Here is a 20043-nt window from a genome sequence, read left to right on the forward strand (position 1 = left end):
GGGCTCAGCGTGCGCGGCGCGCCTTCACGGCGTCGGACAGCTCTGCAAGCGCCTGCAGCGAATCGTCCCATCCCAGGCAGGCGTCGGTGATGCTCTTGCCGTATTCCAGCTTGCCAGCGTCGTCCTTGCCTGGCGTGAATTTCTGGGCGCCGGCCGTGAGGTGGCTTTCGATCATGAGGCCGAAAACACTGCGCGAGCCGCCCGACAGCTGCGCCGCGATGTCGCGGGCCACCTCCAGTTGCTTCTCGTGCTGCTTGCTGCTGTTGGCGTGGCTGCAGTCCACCATCAGCGTGGCGGGCAGCTTGGCGGCTTCGAGGTCCTTGCACGCTGCGGCGACGCTGGCAGCGTCGTAGTTGGGCGTCTTGCCGCCGCGCAGGATCACGTGGCAGTCCTTGTTGCCCTTGGTGTTGACGATGGCCACCTGGCCGTTCTTGTGCACCGACAGGAAATGGTGGCCGCGGCTGGCCGACTGGATGGCATCCGTAGCGATGCGGATGTTGCCGTCGGTGCCGTTCTTGAAACCAATGGGGGCCGAGATGCCGGACGCCAGCTCGCGGTGCACCTGGCTTTCGGTGGTGCGTGCGCCAATCGCGCCCCAGCTGATGAGGTCGCCGATGTACTGGGGCGAGATCACGTCGAGGAACTCGCTGCCGGCGGGCATGCCCAGGCGGTTGATCTCGATGAGCAGCTGGCGCGCAATGCGCAGGCCTTCGTCGATGCGGTAGCTCTCGTCCAGGTAGGGGTCGTTGATGAGGCCCTTCCAGCCCACGGTGGTGCGGGGCTTCTCGAAGTACACGCGCATCACGATTTCCAGGGTGTCAGCGTACTGGGTGCGCGCGGCCATCAAGCGGCGTGCGTACTCAACGGCAGCGGCCGGGTCGTGGATGGAGCAGGGGCCGATGATGACCAGCAGGCGGTCATCCTTGCCGGCCATGATGTTGTGGATGTTCTTGCGGGTCTGGGTGATCAGCGTCTCGACCGGCGTGCCACCGATGGGGAAAAAGCGGATCAGATGCTCGGGAGGAGGCAACACGGTGATGTCCTTGATACGTTCGTCGTCGGTCTGGCTGGTTTTCTCGACGCTGCGGTACCAGGCATCGCTGGTGGGGGTGTTGGAGACCGTCATGGTTGCTTCCTCGTGGAGTAGATGGTGTGGTGAATGAAGAAAAACGGGAGGGCAGAAAAACAAAAACCGCCGGGCTTTGCAGCGTCGGCGGTTGGTATGGGGAGGTTGTGTTTGCTTGCGCGTTTTCCTCTCATCCGCCGGGGACCGAGATAAAAAACCAAAAATAAAACGCGCTGCGAACTTGCATGACAGCCAATGTAGCACAGGTGTGCGGCAGTGCAGCAACCCCGCACTGTTGCGATTGCACGACAAACAGGCGGCAAACCGGCCATCGCAGGCGGGCCTGTGGATGGGCTCAGCCCCGCAGGCGATGCAACCAGGCGCGCACGCGCTGCAGCGCGGAGACCTTGCGCGGCGGCGCATCCTGCAGGTCGCTGGGGGGATCGCTCTGGTGCTCGTACATGTCCACCAGCAACAGCGCCTCGCCCAGCGTGCGCCAGGCCAGGAGTTCGAAGTGGTCAAAACTCGCGCTTTCGCGGGTGCTGCGGCGCTCCAGCATCTGCTGCCAGTCGGCAATGGCGCTGCGCAGGTCCCGCAGTGCGCGCTGGTAGGCGCCAAACTCGTACAGCGCATGCCAGGCAGACCCCAGGCCGGTGAGGAACAACTGGTGTTCGCGCGCGCAGTGCGACAGGGTGACGACGCGGCGCGTGATGTCGGCGGTGTCCGTGCTGGTGCGGCGGGCGCGGACCGCCTCGTCGATCTGCATGGACAGGGCGCCCAGGCTGTCGCGCAGCTGGCGCGAATCCTCGTCGGCCACACCTTCGCGCAAAAACCGGCTGATGTCCCCAAACGACTGGAGCGTCAGCAGTTGGCTGGGGCGGGTGGCGGGCATGGTGCTCTCATTTTGCGCCGCCTGCGGGCCTGCGCAGCGCTTTCAGCGCCTGGCCGGCCACAGTTGGTGGGAGCGCGCAACACCTGGGCGCGCCGAGATCGGCGCTGCGAGGTGCAAGGGCCTCAGGCCGTGCCGCCCACCGTCAGTCCCTCGATGCGCAGCGTGGGCTGGCCCACGCCCACGGGCACGCTCTGGCCTTCCTTGCCGCAGGTGCCCACGCCGCTATCGAGGCGCATGTCGTTGCCGATCATGGTGACCTTCTTGAGCGACTCGGGGCCGCTGCCCACGATGGTGGCGCCCTTCACGGGGTACTGGATCTTGCCGTTCTCCACCCAGTAGGCCTCGCTGGCCGAGAACACGAATTTTCCGGAGGTGATGTCCACCTGGCCGCCGCCAAAGTTGGAGGCGTACAGCCCCTTCTTGATGCTGGCAATGATCTCTTGCGGGTCCTTGTCGCCGCCCAGCATGTAGGTGTTGGTCATGCGCGGCATGGGGATGTGGGCATAGCTCTCGCGCCGGCCATTGCCCGTGGGCGCCACGCCCATGAGACGCGCATTGAGACTGTCCTGGATGTAGCCCTTGAGGATGCCGTCCTCGATCAGCACGTTGCGCTGGCTGGCGTGGCCCTCGTCGTCCACGTTGAGCGAGCCGCGCCGGTCGGCGATGGTGCCGTCATCCAGCACCGTGACGCCCTTGGCCGCCACGCGCTGGCCGATGCGGCCGCTGAAGGCGGACGAGCCCTTGCGGTTGAAGTCGCCCTCCAGCCCGTGGCCCACGGCCTCGTGCAGCAGGATGCCGGGCCAGCCCGAGCCCAGCACCACGGTCATCTCACCCGCGGGCGCAGGGCGCGACTCCAGGTTGACCAGGGCCGCATTCACGGCCTCATCCACATACTTGCCCATTTGCTCGTCGTCGAAATAGGCCAGGCCGAAGCGGCCGCCGCCGCCGGCCGAGCCCATCTCGCGGCGTCCGTTCTGCTCGGCGATCACTGTGACCGACAGGCGCACCAGCGGGCGCACATCGGCAGCCAGGGTGCCGTCGGCACGGGCCACCAGCACCACGTCGTATTCGCTGGCCAGGCCGGCCATGACCTGGGCCACGCGCGGGTCCTTGGCGCGGGCACGTTGTTCCAGCCGCTCCAGCAGCGCCACCTTGGCCGTGCTGTCCAACGAGGCAATGGGGTCCACACCGGGGTACAGGCTGCGGCCAGGCGCTACTTTTTTAGGAGCAACTCGGACTTTACCAATCTGCGCTGCAGCCGAAATTGACCGCACCGTGCGGGCCGCATCCAGCAGCGAGGCCTCGGAAATGTCGTCCGAGTACGCAAAAGCCGTCTTCTCGCCACTGACTGCGCGCACGCCCACGCCCTGGTCGATGCTGAAGGACCCCGTCTTGACGATGCCTTCCTCCAGGCTCCAGCCCTCGCTGCGCGTGTACTGGAAGTACAGATCGGCATCGTCCACCTGGTGAGTTCGGATTTCAGCCAGGGCCCGGGACAGGTGGCCTTCGTCGAGGCCGAACGGGGTCAGCAGCAGTTCACGGGCAACATCGATGCGCTGGCTGGTTGCCGCGCGCTGGGGGGCGGCAGTGGGGGTGCGGAAAGTCATCAAGGCATTTTAGGCGCCTGGCCATCCCCGCCGGGGTGCAGGGGCACGCCGGGGCACGGCGCCACCCCATGGGTTACGCCGGTCAGCCTGCGTCCGTGAGGTCGCTGGTCGCCGCGCCGGGCGCGTTGTGCTGCACGGACTCGATGCCCGCATCCCGCGCCTTGGCGCCGGAATACATCTGGCTTTGCCCGATCACCTGGCCGTTGGCCGCCTTGAGGGTGAAGTACGGCGAGCCGTCCTTGGCGCTGAGCCGGCCATACCGGCCATCGTTGGGGGCATTCTTCCTGACGGATTCGATGCCGTTGAGCGCGCTCGCCTTGGAGTCATACATCTCGCTGGTCAGGATGACCTGCCCATTGCCCGCCAGAAGGTTGAACACAAACTTGTCGTTTCTGGACTTCTTCAGCTCGAACTTCGACGCCATGGGAGCACCTCCAGAGGTTGCCAAAGCAGGGTTGGCAGCCGCTTTGTAACCGGAAGCCCCGGCGCACGCAACGCCGCACAAACCCCTGCCGGGCTGCAGAGCCTGTTGACGATCTCGCAGGGGATCGTCAACAGGCTCTTGGGGCTACAGCGCCGGGCGCGGGTCCTTGGTGTCCTGCTTCTGCGCCCGCGCCACCGACATCAGAATGCCCAGCGCCAGCCCCAGCGTGACCATGGCCGTGCCGCCGTAGCTGATGAAGGGCAGCGGCACCCCCACCACCGGCAGGATGCCGCTGACCATGCCCATGTTCACGAAGGCGTAGGTGAAAAAGATCATCGACACGGCCCCCGCCATCAGGCGCCCGAACAGGGTGGTGGCGCCCACGGCAATCGCCAGGCCCCGCCAGACCAGCAGCAGAAAGCAGACGATCAGGAACAGGTTGCCCGCCAGCCCGAACTCCTCGGAAAAGGCGGCGAAGATGAAGTCGGTGGTGCGCTCGGGGATGAATTCCAGGTGCGTCTGCGTACCGGCCATGAAGCCCTTGCCCCACAGGCCTCCCGAGCCGATGGCGATCATGCCCTGGATGATGTGAAACCCCTTGCCCAGCGGGTCGCGGGTCGGGTCCAGCAGCGTGCAGATGCGCTGCTGCTGGTAATCATGCAGCACGGGCCAGCGCACCCCGTCTGCGCACCAGGCGTCGCCCATGACCACCAGGATGGCAATGCCCAGGCCGCCGACCAGCACCGGCGGCAGCACCAGCTTCCAGGGCAGGCCCGCAAAAAAGATCACCGACAGCCCCGCCGCCAGCACCAGGAGCGACGTGCCCAGGTCGGGCTGCTTCATGATGAGCCCCACCGGCACGACCAGCAGCGCACCGGCCGCCGCAAAGTCCAGCGGGCGCAGCGCGCCTTCGCGCTTCTGGAACCACCAGGCCAGCATCAGCGGCATGGCGATCTTGAGGATTTCGCTGGGCTGGATGACGATGCCCACGTTGATCCAGCGGGTCGCCCCCTTCTTGGTGATACCGAACAGCGCCACGGCCACCAAAAGCGCCACGCCCGCCGCGTACAGCGGCACGGCCGAGGCCATGATCTTCTGCGGCGGCACCTGGGCCACCAGGAACAGGATGGTGCCCGCAATCAGCATGTTGCGCCCATGGTCCACAAAACGCGTGCCATGGTCGAACCCCGATGAGTACATGGCCAGCAAACCCGCGCAGGCCAGCAGCACCACCAGCAGGATGAGCGGAAGGTCGAACCCGCGAAACAGGGGAACGAGGCGCTGGGAGAGCGTGGGCTTTTCAAATACGACGGCCATCCCCCGATTATCGGATGGCCGTCACCCCGCCTGCCGGAAAGCCATCACCGCCTGGTTGCGCAGGGTGCGCAGCAGGCCCAGGGCCTTGTCGTCCACCACGATGCCGCCTGCCACCGACTGGTCGGCATAGATCAAGGCAAAAGGCTGGCCCTTGATCTGCAGCGGCAGCAGCAGGAACGAGGGGGCATTGAGCCCCGTGCGGTACCACGGCGGCAGGCGAGCCTGCATGCGCGGCTCGGTGGCGTCGTTGATCAGCGTGTCGGCGCCACGCAGGCACACGGCGGCAAACAGGTCGCCCTGGGCCTTGAGAGGTACCTTCATGGCGCGCACGGCGGCCTCGCTGCCCTCGCCCAGGCCAAAACGGCCGGTCAGCACCTCCGTCTTGGCATCGCGCAGGCAAAACACCATGCGCCGAAAACCCAGCGCACGGAACATGGTCTCCAGGATCATGCGCAGCACGTCGTTGAGCTGGAAGCTCTCGACCATGGCATTCGTGATGTCCTGGATGCCCGCCGCCAGCACTTCGTTGACCTGCGCCACCGACACCGCGCCCCCCGCCTGGGATTCGAGCACGGCGGGCAGGGGCGGGGTTTCGCTGGCGCGCAGCTCGTGCGAGCCCAGGGCATCCTCGGGCGCCGCCGGGATGCCGGCCGGCTGCGGCAGCCGCAGCAGCCGCGCGGCGGGGGTGTCGGGCGCCACCCGCAGGTCCAGCGCCTCGGCCAGCGCCACCAGCTTGTGGCGCGCACGCAGGGTGGCCTCGGCAATGGCGTCGGCCGACAGGGCCAGCGTGCGCGCGTACCGGGTGCCGACCTGGCCCAACTGGGCCTCCATCTGGGCGGGCTCGCCAAACAGCAGCGTGCTGGCCACCTCGTTGGCGGCCATGGCGGCCCAGCGCAGGCGCTCCACGCCCTGCTCGGGCGCGTGCTGCGTGGGCGAACCCAGCGGCTTGCGCATGCAGCGCTGCAGGCTCTCGGGCAAGCCCCAGACGCGGGCCACGCCCACGCCCAGGTCCTCGAACCCCAGCCCCAGCACCTGCAGGGCGGCCGATTCCTCGCCCCCCTCCATGCGCCCCGAGGCCAACAGGCTGCGCACCTGCCGGGCCTCCTCGGGAAAATAGAACTCGCACAGCATGCGCCCCAGGTTCTGGAACATGGCGCCGATGAAGGCCTCTTCGGTGGACTGGCCCGCCCCGCACAACTCGGCCGCCACCGAGCCGGCCATCATGGCGCGCAGAAACTCCTCGCGCATCTGGCTCGCGTGCTGCCTGTCCTGCATGTGGTCCAGCAGCACCAGGCTCAGCGCCATGTTGCGCACCGCGTTGAAGCCCACCAGGCTCACCGCGCGCGACACCGTGCTGATGGTGCCCCGGCTGGCATGCGCGAAATGCACGCTGTTGACCAGGCGCAGCAGCTTGTTGGTCAGCGCCACGTCCTTGAGGATCTCGTGCGTGAGGTCGCTGATGCTGTCGTCTTCCGAGTTGGCCACATGCTGGATGCGGGCCACCGAGTCCGACAGCGCCGGGAAATCGCTCTTGTGGCGCATGCGCCGCAGCAAGAAATCCAGCGTGGCATTGCTCGCCGCCGTGGGGGCGCTCGCCGGGGCCGCCCAGGCGCGCAGCGCATCCCGGAACTCTGCCGCCGACGCAAAGCGCTGGCCGGGGTCGCGCGCCATGCCCCGCTGCAGGATGGCGCGCAGGCCGTCGTCCACGCCCGGCCCCAGGTCATCGGGCAGCGCCAGGCCCTCGTTGGCAATGCGGTACAGCGCCTGCCAGGTGTCCTTCTGGTGAATGAGCGGCCGCCCCGTGAGCAGCTCGATCAGCACCAGCGCCGCGGAATACACATCCATCGCCGGGGCGGGCGCGGCGCCTGCGGCGGCCTCCGGGGCCATGTAGGCGGGCGTGCCGCTGGCCAGTTGCGCATCGGGTTCGGCCTGCACGGGGGCGGCCAGGCCAAAGTCCATCACCCGCGCGTGGCGGTGGGCATCGACCATGATGTTGGAGGGCTTGAGGTCGCGGTGCACGATGCCCGCCTGGTGGGCCGCCTGCAGGCCGTCGAGCACATCCACCATCAGCGCCACGGCATCGTGCGGCGTGCACCGCCCCTGCTGGGCCAGGTGCTCGGCCAGCGTGCGGCCGGGCACGTACTCGAACACGATGTAGGGCTGCAGGCCCTGCACGTCGGCCTCGAACACCGGCACGATGTATGGGTGGGCCAGGCGCCCCACGTGGCGCGCCTCGCGCAGCCACTGCTCCAGCACCGACGGGTCCTGGTCCTGCAGCGGACGCATGAGCTTGATGGCCACCTCGCGCTGCAGGCGCGGGTCCACCGCCAGCCAGACCGTGGCCTGGGCGCCCCGGCCCAGCTGCTTTTTCAGCTCAAACCGGCCCAGCGTGGCGGGAGGCTTGTCGCCCGGTCCGAGCGCCCAACGTCGGGTGGTGGAGAGCGGGGCAAAATCGGGCATGGTGCAGGTGGCAAATCAAGGCGCCGTGCGGCATGGCGCCTTGTGGTTACGATTTGATACCACATATCTTATGCCTGCAAAGCCCTCTCTGGAGCAGTGATTCCCCTGCCCCGCGTTTTTCCCCTGTCCGATGACCACCACCCACCTTCTGTACCTGCACGGCTTTCGGTCCTCGCCCCTGTCGGCCAAGGCCCGCCTGATGGCGGCCCATGTGGCCCGGCACCACCCGGCCGCCACCTTCTGGTGCCCGCAATTGCCCCCCTCCCCGCAGGCGGCTATGGCGCTGGTGGCGCAAGGCATTGCCGACTGGCCCCGCGCGGCCATGGCCGTGGTCGGGTCGTCGCTGGGCGGGTTCTACGCCAGCTGGGTGGCCCAGCAGGCGCGCTGCCCCAGCGTGATGCTGAACCCCGCCGTGGACCCGGCCCGCGACCTGGCCCGCTACATCGGCGAGCAGACCACCTGGCAGAACCCGGAGGAGCGTTTCTTTTTTCTGCCCGAATACATCGCTGAACTGCAGGCCCTGGACATGCGTGGCCGCCCACCGGCCGCCCCGGAGCTGGCCATCATCGCCCAGGGCGACGAAGTGCTCGACTGGCGCGAGATGGCGGCGCGCTACCCCGAGGCCCGGCAGATCGTGCAGGAGGACGGGGACCATGCGCTCGGCAATTTTGCGGACTACCTGCCGCAGGTGGCGGCGTTCCTGGACCTGGCCTGAACACCGGCCTCCGGCAGAAAACACCTACGGCGCCCGCGAAGCCCCTGCGCGGCCAGCCCCCTTCCAGCGCTCGTATTCCCCCGGGTAGGCAATGCGGTAGCGCTTCATGTGGAAGGCGGCCTCGTCGTCCCGGCCCAGCAGCACGGCGCTTTCGATCATGGCCTCGATGACGCGGGGCTCGGGCGAGAAGTGCAGCAGCGCCGTGGCCAGGACATGCACCTGCGGCGCCGTCTCGCGCGTGATCGGGGTGGTGGTCAAGAGCGCAAAGTCCACCTGGTCCGAGAAGAACACGGTGTTGGAGACCTTGGCCGCCGTGTCGTCCCGGTAGGCGGCGGGCCGCAGCGGCAGGGGCCGGTACAGCAGGCTGACCCGGTAGTAGTCCCAGGCCACCGCCCCGCCCAGCGCCACCGCGCCCGCCAAAGCGATGGCCGCGGCCGCTTTCACGGCCGGCAGCGCCGCCCAGCGCGGCAGCGCGCCCTGCCACAGCAGGGCCACGGCCAGTACGGTGACCACCTGGAAAGGGCCGTACCACAGGGGAAACTCCAGCAGGCTGTGCACACCGACGATGGCCAGGATGCCCCAGGCGAGCTGGCGCACCGGGTCCGTTTCGCGCCAGGGTTTGGCACGCGCCACCCAGACGCCCAGCGTGGCGCACACCAGCCCCGCCACCGGCAGGCCCAGTTCCACGGCCAGTTGCAGGGGCAGGTTGTGGGCGTTGTCGAGCAGCACGCAAAACCGCTCACCGGGGAACAGGGTGACGTAGTGCGCATAGTCCAGCTCGCCCCAGCCCCAGCCCAGCCACGGCTTTTGTGCGATCAGGTAGAGCACATTCGTCCAGAGAACGCGGCGGCTGTTGCACCCCTGCTCGTCGCCCAGGATGCGCGTGAACAGGCCATCGGTGGTGAACCCGGTCCAGTCCAGCAGCAGGCGGGGCAGCAGCCAGGCGGCGGCGGCGTACAGCAAGACCCCCGCCAGCGAGAGCCCCAGCGCCACGCGGCCGCTACTGCCCCGCCAGAGCACCAGCAGGCCCACCACCAGCAGCCACTGCGCGGCCCCCGTGCGCGAGGCCGTGGCCGCGCTGGCCGTGGCCAGCAGCGTGAGCCCCCAGGCCAGCAGCAGCCCCACCAGCCACGAGGGCCAGGGCCGCCCCCCGCCCAGCAAGACCTCTTGCACCAGCGCGGACTTGCCCCCGGCATCCAGCCGCGCCTGGATCTGCGCCAGGATCCACAGCAGGGCCCAGACCCCCAGGCTCAGCAACGATGCCTGCTGGTTGCGCTGGCGCAGGTTGCCAATCGCCTGGCCCGGCGTGGACGCCTGCACCCAGGGCGACAGCCCCACATCCCCCGCAAAATACTGCACCAGCCCGATGACGCTGCCCAGCAGCCCCGCCAGCAACAGCCCGGCAGCCAGTTGGGTGCCGATGAACACGCGCCCGTCCGCCCCGCCCACAGGCTGTTGCGCCACGCCACCACCCGCACGCCGGCTGCGCCACCACCACAGCAGCAGCATGACCAGGCCGCAGGCCCAGGAGGCCATCACGGGCCAGAAGTTGGAGCTGGGGGGCTGGGTGTAGCCGAACACAAACGGCAGCGTCAGGGCCACCAGAAACAGCGGTGCGGCAACGGCATCAAAAAGCATGGGGCTCACTCAATCGGTACGGATGCATGCAGCGGTTGGGCAGCGCCGCCAGGGTGCTGCGCATCATAGGGGCTGGCTGTGCCGGCACGGCGGGGCCAGGAGCCCGAGGGCAGCGCCGGGGTGTACCGGGAGGGGCCGTGGCTCCATGGGACAATCCCCGCCATGCATGCACTGTTTGAAGAAGCCGGCAAATTCATGGCCGGCCGTATCCTGTCGGAAGCCGACACATCCGCCCAGGTCGAGCTCGATTCGGGCAAGCGGGTCAAGGTCAAGGCCGCCCACATCCTTCTGAAGTTCGAAAAACCCGCCCCGGCCGAACTCATCGCCCAGGCCCAGGCCGTGGCCGAGACCATCGAGCTGGACCTGGCCTGGGAGTTCGCGCCCGAAGACGAATTCGGCTTTGCCGACCTGGCGCGCGACTACTTCTCCGACAACGCCACGCTGGCCCAGCAGGCGGGCGCGCTGTTCCGCCTGTACGACGCGCCGCACTACTTCCGCCGCGCGGGCAAGGGCCGCTTCAAGAAGGCCTCGGCCGAGATCCTGCAGCAGGCGCTGGCCGCCATCGAGAAGAAAAAGGCCCTCCTCGCGCAGATCGACGAGTGGGCCGCGCAACTGGGCCGGGGCGAATGCCCGCAGCCCATCCGCGACCAGCTCTACAAGATCCTGTTCAAGCCCGACAAGAACGCGCCCGAATACAAGGCCGTGGTCGACGCCAGCCGCGCCACGCACACCGCGCCGCTGGACCTGCTGCAAAAGGCCGGCGCCATCGACTCGGCCTACCAGTTCCACTGGAAACGCTTCCTGTTCGAGAACTTCCCCAAGGGCACGGGCTTCCCGGCCGTCACGGCGCCCGTCATTGCCGACGAGCTGCCGCTGTCCACCGCGCAGGCGTACTCCATCGACGACTCGCAGACCACTGAAATCGACGATGCGCTGTCCGTCCAGGGCCTGGGCACCGGCACCGTGGTGCTGGGCATCCACATCGCGGCGCCCGGCCTGGCCATCCAGCCCGGCAGCGCCATCGACCAGTTGGGCCGTGCGCGCCTGTCCACGGTGTACATGCCGGGCTACAAGATCACCATGCTGCCCGACGACGTGGTGCAGACCTACACGCTGGACGAAGGCCGTGCCAACCCAGCCGTGTCGCTGTATGTGACCATCGACGAAGCCACGCTGGAGTTCAAGGGCTCCGAGACCAAGCTCGAGCGCGTGCACGTGGCGGCCAACCTGCGCCACGACCAGCTCGACAGCGTGGTGACGGAGGAATGGCTCAGCAACCCGGCGTTTGAGCATCAAAACGACCCGCAGCGCCTGTCTGACCTGCGCCCCCAGCTATCCCTTTTGCACCGCCTGGCCAAGGACCTCAAGGCCCGCCGCGAAGTCGTGCGCGGCAAGCCCGAGAACTTCAACCGGCCGGACTACAACTTCCGCCTCGTGGGCAACAACGGCGCCGAGCCCACGGGCGGCGAGCAGGTGCAGATCAGCGTGCGCCAGCGCGGCGCGCCGCTTGACCTGATCGTGGCCGAGGCCATGATCGTGGCCAACAGCACCTGGGGCAGCTGGATGGCCGAGCTGGGCGTGCCCGGCATCTACCGCAGCCAGGCCAGCATGGCGCCGGGCGTGAAGGTGCGCATGGGCACCAAGGCGCTGCCGCATGCGGGCATCGGCGTCAAAGCCTATTCGTGGGCCACCTCGCCCCTGCGCCGCTACACCGACCTGGTCAACCAGTGGCAGATCATTGCCTGCGCGCGCCACGGCAAGACGGCCGCGCTGGCCGCGCCCTTCAAGCCCAAGGACGCCGACCTGTTCTCCATCATCAGCAGCTTTGACGCCGCCTACAGCGCCTACAACGGCTACCAGGCCGGCATGGAACGCTTCTGGACGCTCAAATACGTGGAGCAAAACGGCATCACCGAGCTGAACGCCACCGTGTTCAAGGAAGGCCCGGGCGGCAGCTTTTTGGTGCGGGCGGACGACATTCCGCTGGTCTTCCCCGTGCTGGGCGCGCAGAACCTGCCGCGCGGCGCGCGCCTGAAGGTGAAACTGGGCGAGGTGGACGAGATCACGCTGGACATCCACGGCACCGTGATCGAGCGCCTGGACGACCCGGCCGACAGCAGCGACGACGGGCCGGTGGAGGACGCCGAGGAAGACGACGACACCGTGGCCGGGCCGATTGCCATTGCGGTGGACGTGAACGAAGCGCCCGCCGAAACCGCTGCGGCCGCCCCCGCACCCTGATCCAGCCCCTGATAATCACCGGCGATGAAACTCCCCGCCTTCCTCCGCACCTTCAGCACGCTGCAGCTCGCGCTGGGCGTTTCGGTGGCTGTGCACGCCGCACTCATCTCGGTGCGTTTTATCGACCCCGAGGGCTTCAACCGCGTGTTCCAGGACACGCCGCTCGAAGTCATCCTGGTCAACGCCAAATCGAACGAGCGCCCCGACAAGGCCCAGGCGATTGCCCAGGCCAACCTGGCGGGCGGCGGCGATGCCGAGAAGGGCCGCGCCACCAGCCCCTTGCCCTACACGGCCCTCACGGCCGTGGGTGACGATTACGAAGACGCGCAGCGCAAGATGGACGCGATGCAGGAGCAGCAGGCCCAGATGCTGGCCCAGTTGCGCAAGCAGCTGGCCACCATGCCCGAGCCCGACCCGCGCAAGGCGAGCCAGAGCGCCGACCAGGCCAACGAACAGGAAAAGCGCCGCCAGCTCGTCAAGCTGCTGGCCGAGATCGAAAAGCGCATCAACGAAGAAAACTCGCGCCCCAAGAAGCGCTACATCAGCCCCGCCACGCGCGAAGAGGCCTATGCCGTGTACTACGACGCACTGCGCCGCAAGGTCGAGGACAAGGGCACCGAGAACTTCCCAGAGCAGGCCGGCCGCAAGCTGTATGGCGAGCTGACCATGATCGTCACCGTCAACCACGACGGCCGCGTGCTGGGCACCGAAATCGTGCAAGGCTCGGGCAACAGCACCCTGGACCGCCGCGCCGAGGCCATCGCCCGTGCCGCCGGGCCTTTCGGCAGCTTCGGCAACGACATGCGCAAGAAGGCCGACCAGATCGCCATGGTGGCGCGCTTCAAGTTCACCCGCGACCAGACCCTAGAAACCACCGTCCGGTAGTTCCCGGCGCGGCCCCGCGCGGGGCCACCCGCACAAGCTTTTGTCATGAGCCAAACCCCCGACCTGTACTGCGTGATGGGCAACCCCGTGGCCCACAGCCGCTCGCCCGCCATCCACACCCGTTTTGCCGAACTGACGGGCGAACCCATCGCCTACGAACGCCGCCTGGTGCCCATGGACGGCTTTGCCCAGGGCGTGCGCGCGTTCGCAGCCGAAGGCGGACACGGCTGCAACGTCACCGTCCCCTTCAAGACCGAGGTGCCCGGCCTGGCCTCCGAATGCAGCGCACGCGTGCAGCTGGCGGGCGCGGCCAACACCCTCACCTTCCGCGCCGACGGCAGCCTGTACGCCGACAACACCGACGGCCTGGGCCTGGTGGCCGACATCACCCGCAACGCCGGTGTGCCGCTGGCCGGGCGCGATGTGCTGCTGGTGGGCGCAGGGGGCGCCGCCGCCGGCGTGCTGGGCCCGCTGCTGCTGGCCGGGGCGCGCCACATCACCGTGGCCAACCGCACCCTGGCCAAGGCGCAGGCGCTGGTGCAATCCCACAGCGCCCTTGCAACGCTACAAAAAGCAGAGCTGATAGCGCAAGAGCCACAAGCCGTAGGCCGCAATTTCGACATCATCATCAACGCCACGGCCAGCAGCCTGGCGGGCGCCGGCGTGCCCGTGCCCGCCACCGTGCTGCGCCCGGGCAGCCTGGCCTACGACATGATGTACGGCCCCGCCGCCCAGGGGTTTCTGGACTGGGCGCGCCACCATGGCGCCGTACCACGCGACGGCCTGGGCATGCTGGTGGAACAGGCGGCCGAGGCCTTTTTGCTGTGGCGCGGCGTGCGCCCGCCCTCGGCCCAGGTGCTGGCCGAAATGCAGCAGGCCACCTGAACGATGAGTCGGCATGACCTTGCAGCACCGTTCGGGCTGAGCCCTTCGACAGGCTCAGGACAGGCTTGCCGAAGCCTCGCGCGGCGCTTCGACCCGCTCAGCGTGAACGGTTCTGGTAGGTGCATGCCCACTCACAAGCAACACCACACACCAGGAGACACGCCGCCATGAAAGCCGTGCTGCGCTGGCTGGGCCTCGTGCTGCTCGCCCTGGTGGCGCTGCAGCTGTTCTTCGTGCTGCGCATCGCCACCATGGCGGTGCTCAACCCCGATTCCACCACCTTCCAGCGCTCCGAAGCCTGGACCCTGCTCGCCACCACGGGCCATGTGCCCTGGCGCCAGCAGTGGGTGCCCTATGCCGGCATCTCCGACCACCTCAAGCGCGCCGTGATCGCCTCGGAGGACGATGGTTTCGTCAACCACGACGGCGTGGACTGGAACGCCATCGAAAAGGCCTGGGAGCGCAATGCCAAGGCCGAAGCCCAGGCCAACAAGGCCCAGGCCCGCGCCCCCGACCGCCCGGTGCGCGCGGCCAAGATCCGGGGCGGCTCCACCATCACCCAGCAGCTGGCCAAGAACCTGCTGCTGTCGGGCGAGCGCACCCTGCTGCGCAAGGGGCAGGAATTTGTGCTCACCCTGGCGCTGGAGCGCTTGCTCTCCAAGCAGCGCATCCTGGAGATCTACCTCAACAACGTGGAATGGGGCGAAGGCGTGTTCGGCGCCGAGGCCGCCGCGCAGCACTACTTCCGCAAAAGCGCCAGCCGCCTGAGCGCCGCCGAGGCCGCCCGCCTGGCGGTGATGCTGCCTGCGCCCAAGCGCTTCGAAAAGACGCCCGGGTCGGCCTACCTGGCGGGGCGCACGCGCACGATCCTGGGGCGGATGAGCGGTGCAGAACTGCCCTGACACCGGCCACCGGCAGCGCCGCCCACCGCACACTGGCGCTGTTCACGGCCTTGGCTGCGCCTCGCGCCGCTGCAGCCACAGCGCAGACGCCCCGTCCGGCCGCAGCGTCACCTGCAGCCTTGGCGCTCCCACCGCGCCCCCAGTCGGCAACCGCACCGTGTACCGCTGCAGCAGCATGGCCGCCAGCAGCGTCATCTCCAACATCGCAAAATGCTGCCCAATGCACACGCGCGGGCCCAGGCCGAACGGGATCCAGGCGCCCCGGGGGATGGGCGGCGCGCCGTCCAGGAACCGCTCGGGCCGGAAGCAATCTGGCTCGGCGAACCAGCGCGCATCGCGGTGCAGCACCCAGGGGGTGATGCGCAGCATGGCACCCTGGGGCACGTCCACCCCACCCAGCGTGATGGGGGCGGTGATGCGCCGGCTCATCAGCGCGGAAACCGGGGGGTACAGGCGCAGCGCTTCCTTCAGCGTGGCGCCCAGCCAGGGCAGCTGGGCCACATGCTCGGGGCCGGGCGTTCCGCCCTGCAGCACGGCATCGACCTCGGCCTGGGCGCGCTGGGCGGCTTCGGGGTGCCGGGCCATGAGCAGGGTCCACCACAGCAAGGTCGTGGCGCTGGTTTCGTGCCCGGCCTGGAAGCTGACGACGCACTGGTCGAACACCTCCTGCGCAGACAAGGCCTCGCCGGTTTGCTCGTCGCGCAGGGCCAGCAGCATGTGCAGCAGGTCCGTGCGCGCCGGGGCATCGGGCGCTGGTGCTTCTTCGGCTTGGCGGGCGTGGATGTGGCGCCACACCAGCCCTTTCAACGACCGGATCGCGCGCCGCTTGGCCGCCTTGCCGGGCAGGGGCAGCCAGTCGGGCAGCGTGAAGGGCATGAACATCTCCTGGTAGGCCGTGGCCCCCAGCGTCTGCGTGGCCCAGGCCGCCTCGCGCGCGTCGCCCTGCGCAGCGGTGCTGAACAGCGTGCGCAGGATCACGTCCATGGCCACATCCGTCCACAGCGTGTCCACGGCCACCTGCGCACCGGGCTGGCCGGGGGGCACGGCGGCGTCGAGCGCGCGGCGGGCGGCATCGGTCATCAGCTGCGCATAGCCCGCCACGCGCTTGGGGGTGAAGGCGGGCATCAGCATGCGGCGCTGGCGCTGCCAGGTGGCGCCCTCGGTCACCAGCACGCTCTGGCCAAACACCTGCTCGAACACCGCGATGCCGCGCTCCCAACGGATGAGCTGGTCGGCATGGGTGATGAGCGCCTCGCGCACCAGGTCGGGGTGCATCAGGTCCCACGCATCTTCGTACCCCAGGCGCATGCGGGTGAGGTCGCCATGCTCGTGCCGCAGCCGGGTGACAAAGCCCAGGTAGTCGGCCCGCATGGCGCGCAGCAGCGGCAGGCCCCACCAGCGGTTGCGCGGGCCGCTTGGCCGGGCCGCCAGGGGTTGAATGGAAGGCGCGTCAGCGGGAGGCGTTGTGGTGGTCGTTGGGTTCATGCCCGCATGCTGCAGCGCAGCAGCACTGCGGTATTGAACGATTGCGACAGGGCCCGTCGCCTACACTCGCGCCCCATGGCACGCTTGGCCCCACCCTCCCCACGGCACCCCGCCGGGTTGATCCCTTCGGGCGAGCTGTGGCTGCCGCGCGCCAGCCTCACGGCCTGCCTGCGCGCCGCCATGGCGCGCAGCACGGTGGGCTACCCGCTCAGCGACGCGCAGCGCATCAACCGCTTTCCCGCATCGCCCCTGTGCAGCCTGAGCTGGTGGTTTGAAGGCCGCAGCGTGGCCCTGGTGGCCGAGCGCCCCGACACCATGGCCACGGTGCACAGCCCGCGCGAGGCCTACCCCGGCCGCTGGGTGCTGGCGGGCCCGCAGACCCGCCCCACGTCCAGCTTCTGCGCCGAGCCCACGCACGCCATGATGGTGATGTTCATGCCCGACGCGCTGCACCAGCTCACCGGCGTGGACCCGGGCGCCTTGGCCGACCGCATGGTGGACGCACGCACCCTGCTGCCCCCCGACTGGCTGGACCTGTGCGAGGCGGTGCAGAACCTGCCCGACAACGCGGCCCGCATGCAGTGCCTGGAAGAATTTCTGGAACCCCGCTGGCAGGCCTGCCGCCCCGCCCAGGCGCTGCCCACACAGCGCTATGGCGACTGGGCTGCGCACCTGGCGCAGCGCGCCGCCCTGTCGGCCCCCGGCCGCAGCCTGCGCCAGCTGGAGCGGCGCATCAAGCGCTGGGCCGGGCTGCCGCTGCGCGAGCTGCGCGGCTTCGGCAAGGCCGAGCAGGCGTTCTTCGACACCATCGCGGCGGATGCGGCACAAGGCTCCGTCAAATGGGCCGACGTGGCCGCAGGCGCGGGGTTTTCGGACCAGTCGCACCTGTGCCGCGTCACGCGGCGCATCACCGGCTACGCGCCGCAGGCGCTGTACGACGGCATCTACGGCGACGAGGCGTTCTGGGCGTACCGCATCTGGGTGTAGACGGGCGCTGTGGCGCTGTGGCGGCCCGCCACGACGCTGGGCGGCGCAGGCCATACCGCCCCGTATGATCCGCCCCATGCTTGCCAAGTTGATGAGTTTTATCCTGCTGGGGATCGTGCGGTTTCTGACCGGCTCCCAGGCCCGCTGGTACGGCTGCCCGCCCAAGGCCGAGCAGCGCATCTATTTCGCCAACCACCAGAGCCACGCCGACATGGTGCTGATCTGGGCCGCGCTGCCCGAGGAGCTGCGCAGCATCACCCGGCCCATCGCCGCCAAGGACTACTGGACCAAGACGCCGTTCCGGCAGTGGATCACTACCGCCGTGTTCAACGCCGTGTATGTGGACCGCCAGGCCACGCCCGCGCGCCCGCCCGCCCCTGTGGCTGCCGGCCCCGTGGGCGCGGTGACCGGCGCCACGGCCACCGCGTCTGCTGACGCCGACACCGCCATGGCGGGCGGCCCCGACCCCTCGCCCGAAGCGCCACCGCGTGCGCCCACGCCCGAAGAACTGCGCGCCGCCCTGCCCGAATCCGACCCGCTGGCACCGCTGGTGCGGGCGCTGGCCAGCGGCGACTCCATCGTGATCTTCCCCGAGGGCACGCGCGGCCACGGCGACGAGCCGCAGTCGTTCAAATCCGGTCTGTTCAAGCTGGCCCAGATGTTCCCGCAGGTGGTGCTGGTGCCCGCCTGGATCAACAACGTGCAGCGCGTGATGCCCAAGGGCGAAGTGGTGCCCGTGCCCATCCTGTGCTCGGTGACCTTTGGCGCGCCGATCCATCTGGAAGCGGGTGAAGAACGCCGCCCCTTCCTGGATCGCGCACGCCGCGCGGTGATCGCCTTGAGGGAAGTCTGAATATGGCCCCCACGCTCATCGCTTCGCGTATCGCTGCCCCCCGGGGGGACGCGTCATTGCCTTCGGGCGGCCGGGCGGCAACGACATGAACAACTTCCTTCGCAACCTCACCGCCACCCAGCAGATCGGTGCCCTCTTCATCGCCGCATTCGGCATCCTGTCCATCGTCACTTTGTGGGCCTTTGTGCGCAATCTGCGCGAGCATGCGAGTGACGACCCCGCGTCCGAAGCTCGCATGCTGGAGGCCAAACGCTTCTGGGGCCTGCTCAAGACCTCGTGGATGATGGCCACCGTGTTCTGGGTGGGCTGGGTGCTGGGCGACACCGTGGCCACCGTGCTGTTTGCCATCGTGGCGTTTTTTGCGCTGCGCGAGTTCATCACGCTCTCGCCCACGCGCCGGGGCGACCACCGCAGCCTGGTGCTGGCGTTCTTCGTGGTGCTGCCGCTGCAGTTCTGGATCGTGGGCAGCAAGATGTTCGACCTGTTCACGGTCTTCATCCCGGTCTATGTGTTCCTCGCGCTGCCGGTGGTGAGCGCGCTGGCCAACGACCCGCAGCGCTTTCTGGAGCGCAATGCCAAGCTGCAGTGGGGCATCATGGTCTGCGTGTACGGCATGAGCCACGTGCCTGCGCTGCTGCTGCTCGACTTCCCGGACTACCGCGACAAGGGCGCATTCCTGGTGTTCTTCCTGGTCTTCGTGGTGCAGACCTGCATGGTCGTGCAGCACCTGCTGGGACGGCGCTTTTCGCACAAGCCCGTGGCTCCGCAAGTGAGCCAGAGCTTTCAGTGGACCAGCTGGCTGGCCGGCGTGGCCGTGGGCGGGCTGGTGGGTGCGTTGCTCACCTTCATCACCCCGTTCAAGCCCGGCCAGGCGCTGGGTATGGCGCTGCTGGCCTGTGTGGCCGGCAGCCTGGGGCACCTGGTGATGAAGGCATTGAAGCGCGACCGGGGCATCACCAGCTGGGGCATGCAGGGCATGTCCGTCACCGGCGCGGGCGGCCTGCTCGACCGCGTGGACGCGCTGTGCTTTGCGGCGCCCGTGTTCTTCCACTCCGTCCGCTGGTACTTCGGCCTTTAATAGAAATCAGCCGCTAGCGCCTTACCAACAAGCGCAAGCAGCTATCAATTTAATAGCAAATGCGCATTCTTGGCATCGACCCCGGCCTGCAGACCACGGGCTTTGGCGTGGTGGACATGGACGGCCACAAGCTCAGCTACGTGGCCAGCGGCACCATCCGCACCACCACGCTCGCGCTGGGCGACCTGCCTGGGCGCCTGAAGATCCTGTTCGACGGCATCACCGAAGTCGCGGCCCGCTACGAGCCCGATGTGGCCTCGGTCGAAATCGTGTTCGTCAACGTCAACCCCCAGTCCACCCTGCTGCTGGGCCAGGCGCGCGGCGCCGCCATCACGGCCCTGGTGGCCAGCAACCTGCCCGTGGCCGAATACACCGCCCTGCAGATGAAAAAAGCCGTGGTCGGCCATGGCCGCGCGGCCAAGAGCCAGGTGCAGGAGATGGTGCGGCGGCTGCTGCAGCTGCCCGGGCTGCCGGGCACCGATGCGGCTGACGGCCTGGGCATGGCCATCACACATGCCCATGCAGGCGCGGCGATGGGCCGGCTGGGCGAAGCGGCCACGCTGAACCGGCGCCAGCACGCGATGTACAAGGGGGGGCGGAGCTACTAG

17 protein-coding genes are annotated in these 20043 nt (G+C 68.6%); 9 read left to right on the forward strand and 8 right to left on the reverse strand.

The annotated features are described in order from the left end of the window. Positions 1-4: 4 nt before the first annotated feature. From DBV10_RS06090 to DBV10_RS06115, 6 genes are all read right to left on the reverse strand, one after another. A complete protein-coding gene (locus DBV10_RS06090; RefSeq protein WP_124511608.1) occupies positions 5-1126 on the reverse strand; it encodes a 3-deoxy-7-phosphoheptulonate synthase in 1122 nt (373 codons plus the stop codon). A 295-nt stretch (positions 1127-1421) separates the two neighbouring features. Continuing rightward, positions 1422-1958, reverse strand: coding sequence for a hypothetical protein (locus DBV10_RS06095; RefSeq protein WP_124511610.1), 537 nt, complete (start codon positions 1956-1958; stop codon positions 1422-1424). Between the two features lie 122 nt (positions 1959-2080). Next, positions 2081-3565: a metalloprotease TldD gene (gene tldD, locus DBV10_RS06100; RefSeq protein ID WP_124511612.1), complete on the reverse strand. Its 1485-nt coding sequence runs from the start codon at positions 3563-3565 to the stop codon at positions 2081-2083. Positions 3566-3647: 82 nt separating this feature from the next. After that, the gene (locus DBV10_RS06105) at positions 3648-3989 is read right to left on the reverse strand and encodes a YegP family protein (protein WP_124511614.1); all 342 of its coding nucleotides are present in this window, start codon (positions 3987-3989) and stop codon (positions 3648-3650) included. A gap of 144 nt (positions 3990-4133) precedes the next feature. Next, complete coding sequence (gene rodA / locus DBV10_RS06110; RefSeq protein WP_124511616.1) at positions 4134-5306, reverse strand: rod shape-determining protein RodA; 1173 nt, start codon at positions 5304-5306, stop codon at positions 4134-4136. A gap of 21 nt (positions 5307-5327) precedes the next feature. Then, positions 5328-7766 (reverse strand): serine/threonine protein kinase, encoded by a 2439-nt coding sequence (locus DBV10_RS06115; RefSeq protein WP_124511618.1) that lies wholly within the window; start codon positions 7764-7766, stop codon positions 5328-5330. A gap of 130 nt (positions 7767-7896) precedes the next feature. Between DBV10_RS06115 and DBV10_RS06120 the strand changes: the two genes are divergently transcribed. After that, positions 7897-8481, forward strand: a complete 585-nt coding sequence (locus tag DBV10_RS06120; protein ID WP_124511620.1) for a YqiA/YcfP family alpha/beta fold hydrolase — start codon at positions 7897-7899, stop codon at positions 8479-8481. 24 nt (positions 8482-8505) lie between these two features. On the opposite strand, the gene DBV10_RS06125 is transcribed toward DBV10_RS06120, so the two are convergent. Beyond that, positions 8506-10119: a Wzy polymerase domain-containing protein gene (locus DBV10_RS06125; RefSeq protein WP_124511622.1), complete on the reverse strand. Its 1614-nt coding sequence runs from the start codon at positions 10117-10119 to the stop codon at positions 8506-8508. Between the two features lie 162 nt (positions 10120-10281). Between DBV10_RS06125 and DBV10_RS06130 the strand changes: the two genes are divergently transcribed. The 4 genes from DBV10_RS06130 (at position 10282) to mtgA (ending at position 15032) form a co-directional block, all read left to right on the forward strand. Further along, positions 10282-12360, forward strand: coding sequence for an RNB domain-containing ribonuclease (locus tag DBV10_RS06130; RefSeq protein ID WP_124511623.1), 2079 nt, complete (start codon positions 10282-10284; stop codon positions 12358-12360). A gap of 24 nt (positions 12361-12384) precedes the next feature. Then, on the forward strand, positions 12385-13245 hold the full coding sequence (locus tag DBV10_RS06135) for an energy transducer TonB (protein ID WP_124511624.1): 861 nt from the start codon (positions 12385-12387) through the stop codon (positions 13243-13245). A 45-nt stretch (positions 13246-13290) separates the two neighbouring features. Beyond that, positions 13291-14130: a shikimate dehydrogenase gene (gene aroE, locus DBV10_RS06140; protein ID WP_124511625.1), complete on the forward strand. Its 840-nt coding sequence runs from the start codon at positions 13291-13293 to the stop codon at positions 14128-14130. A 167-nt stretch (positions 14131-14297) separates the two neighbouring features. Further along, positions 14298-15032: a monofunctional biosynthetic peptidoglycan transglycosylase gene (gene mtgA, locus DBV10_RS06145; protein ID WP_124511627.1), complete on the forward strand. Its 735-nt coding sequence runs from the start codon at positions 14298-14300 to the stop codon at positions 15030-15032. A gap of 42 nt (positions 15033-15074) precedes the next feature. On the opposite strand, the gene DBV10_RS06150 is transcribed toward mtgA, so the two are convergent. Next, positions 15075-16517: a cytochrome P450 gene (locus DBV10_RS06150; protein WP_233589816.1), complete on the reverse strand. Its 1443-nt coding sequence runs from the start codon at positions 16515-16517 to the stop codon at positions 15075-15077. A 75-nt stretch (positions 16518-16592) separates the two neighbouring features. Here DBV10_RS06150 and DBV10_RS06155 point away from each other — a divergent pair, with 75 nt between their 5' ends. From DBV10_RS06155 to ruvC, 4 genes are all read left to right on the forward strand, one after another. After that, a complete protein-coding gene (locus DBV10_RS06155; RefSeq protein ID WP_233589817.1) occupies positions 16593-17504 on the forward strand; it encodes an AraC family transcriptional regulator in 912 nt (303 codons plus the stop codon). Positions 17505-17580: 76 nt separating this feature from the next. Continuing rightward, positions 17581-18357, forward strand: a complete 777-nt coding sequence (locus tag DBV10_RS06160; protein ID WP_124511631.1) for a 1-acyl-sn-glycerol-3-phosphate acyltransferase — start codon at positions 17581-17583, stop codon at positions 18355-18357. 85 nt (positions 18358-18442) lie between these two features. Then, positions 18443-19435: a phosphatidate cytidylyltransferase gene (locus DBV10_RS06165; RefSeq protein ID WP_124511633.1), complete on the forward strand. Its 993-nt coding sequence runs from the start codon at positions 18443-18445 to the stop codon at positions 19433-19435. Positions 19436-19494: 59 nt separating this feature from the next. After that, on the forward strand, positions 19495-20043 hold the full coding sequence (ruvC, locus tag DBV10_RS06170) for a crossover junction endodeoxyribonuclease RuvC (RefSeq protein ID WP_124511635.1): 549 nt from the start codon (positions 19495-19497) through the stop codon (positions 20041-20043).

This window comes from Acidovorax sp. FJL06 (assembly GCF_003852545.1).
In the GTDB taxonomy this organism is placed as follows: domain Bacteria; phylum Pseudomonadota; class Gammaproteobacteria; order Burkholderiales; family Burkholderiaceae_C; genus Acidovorax.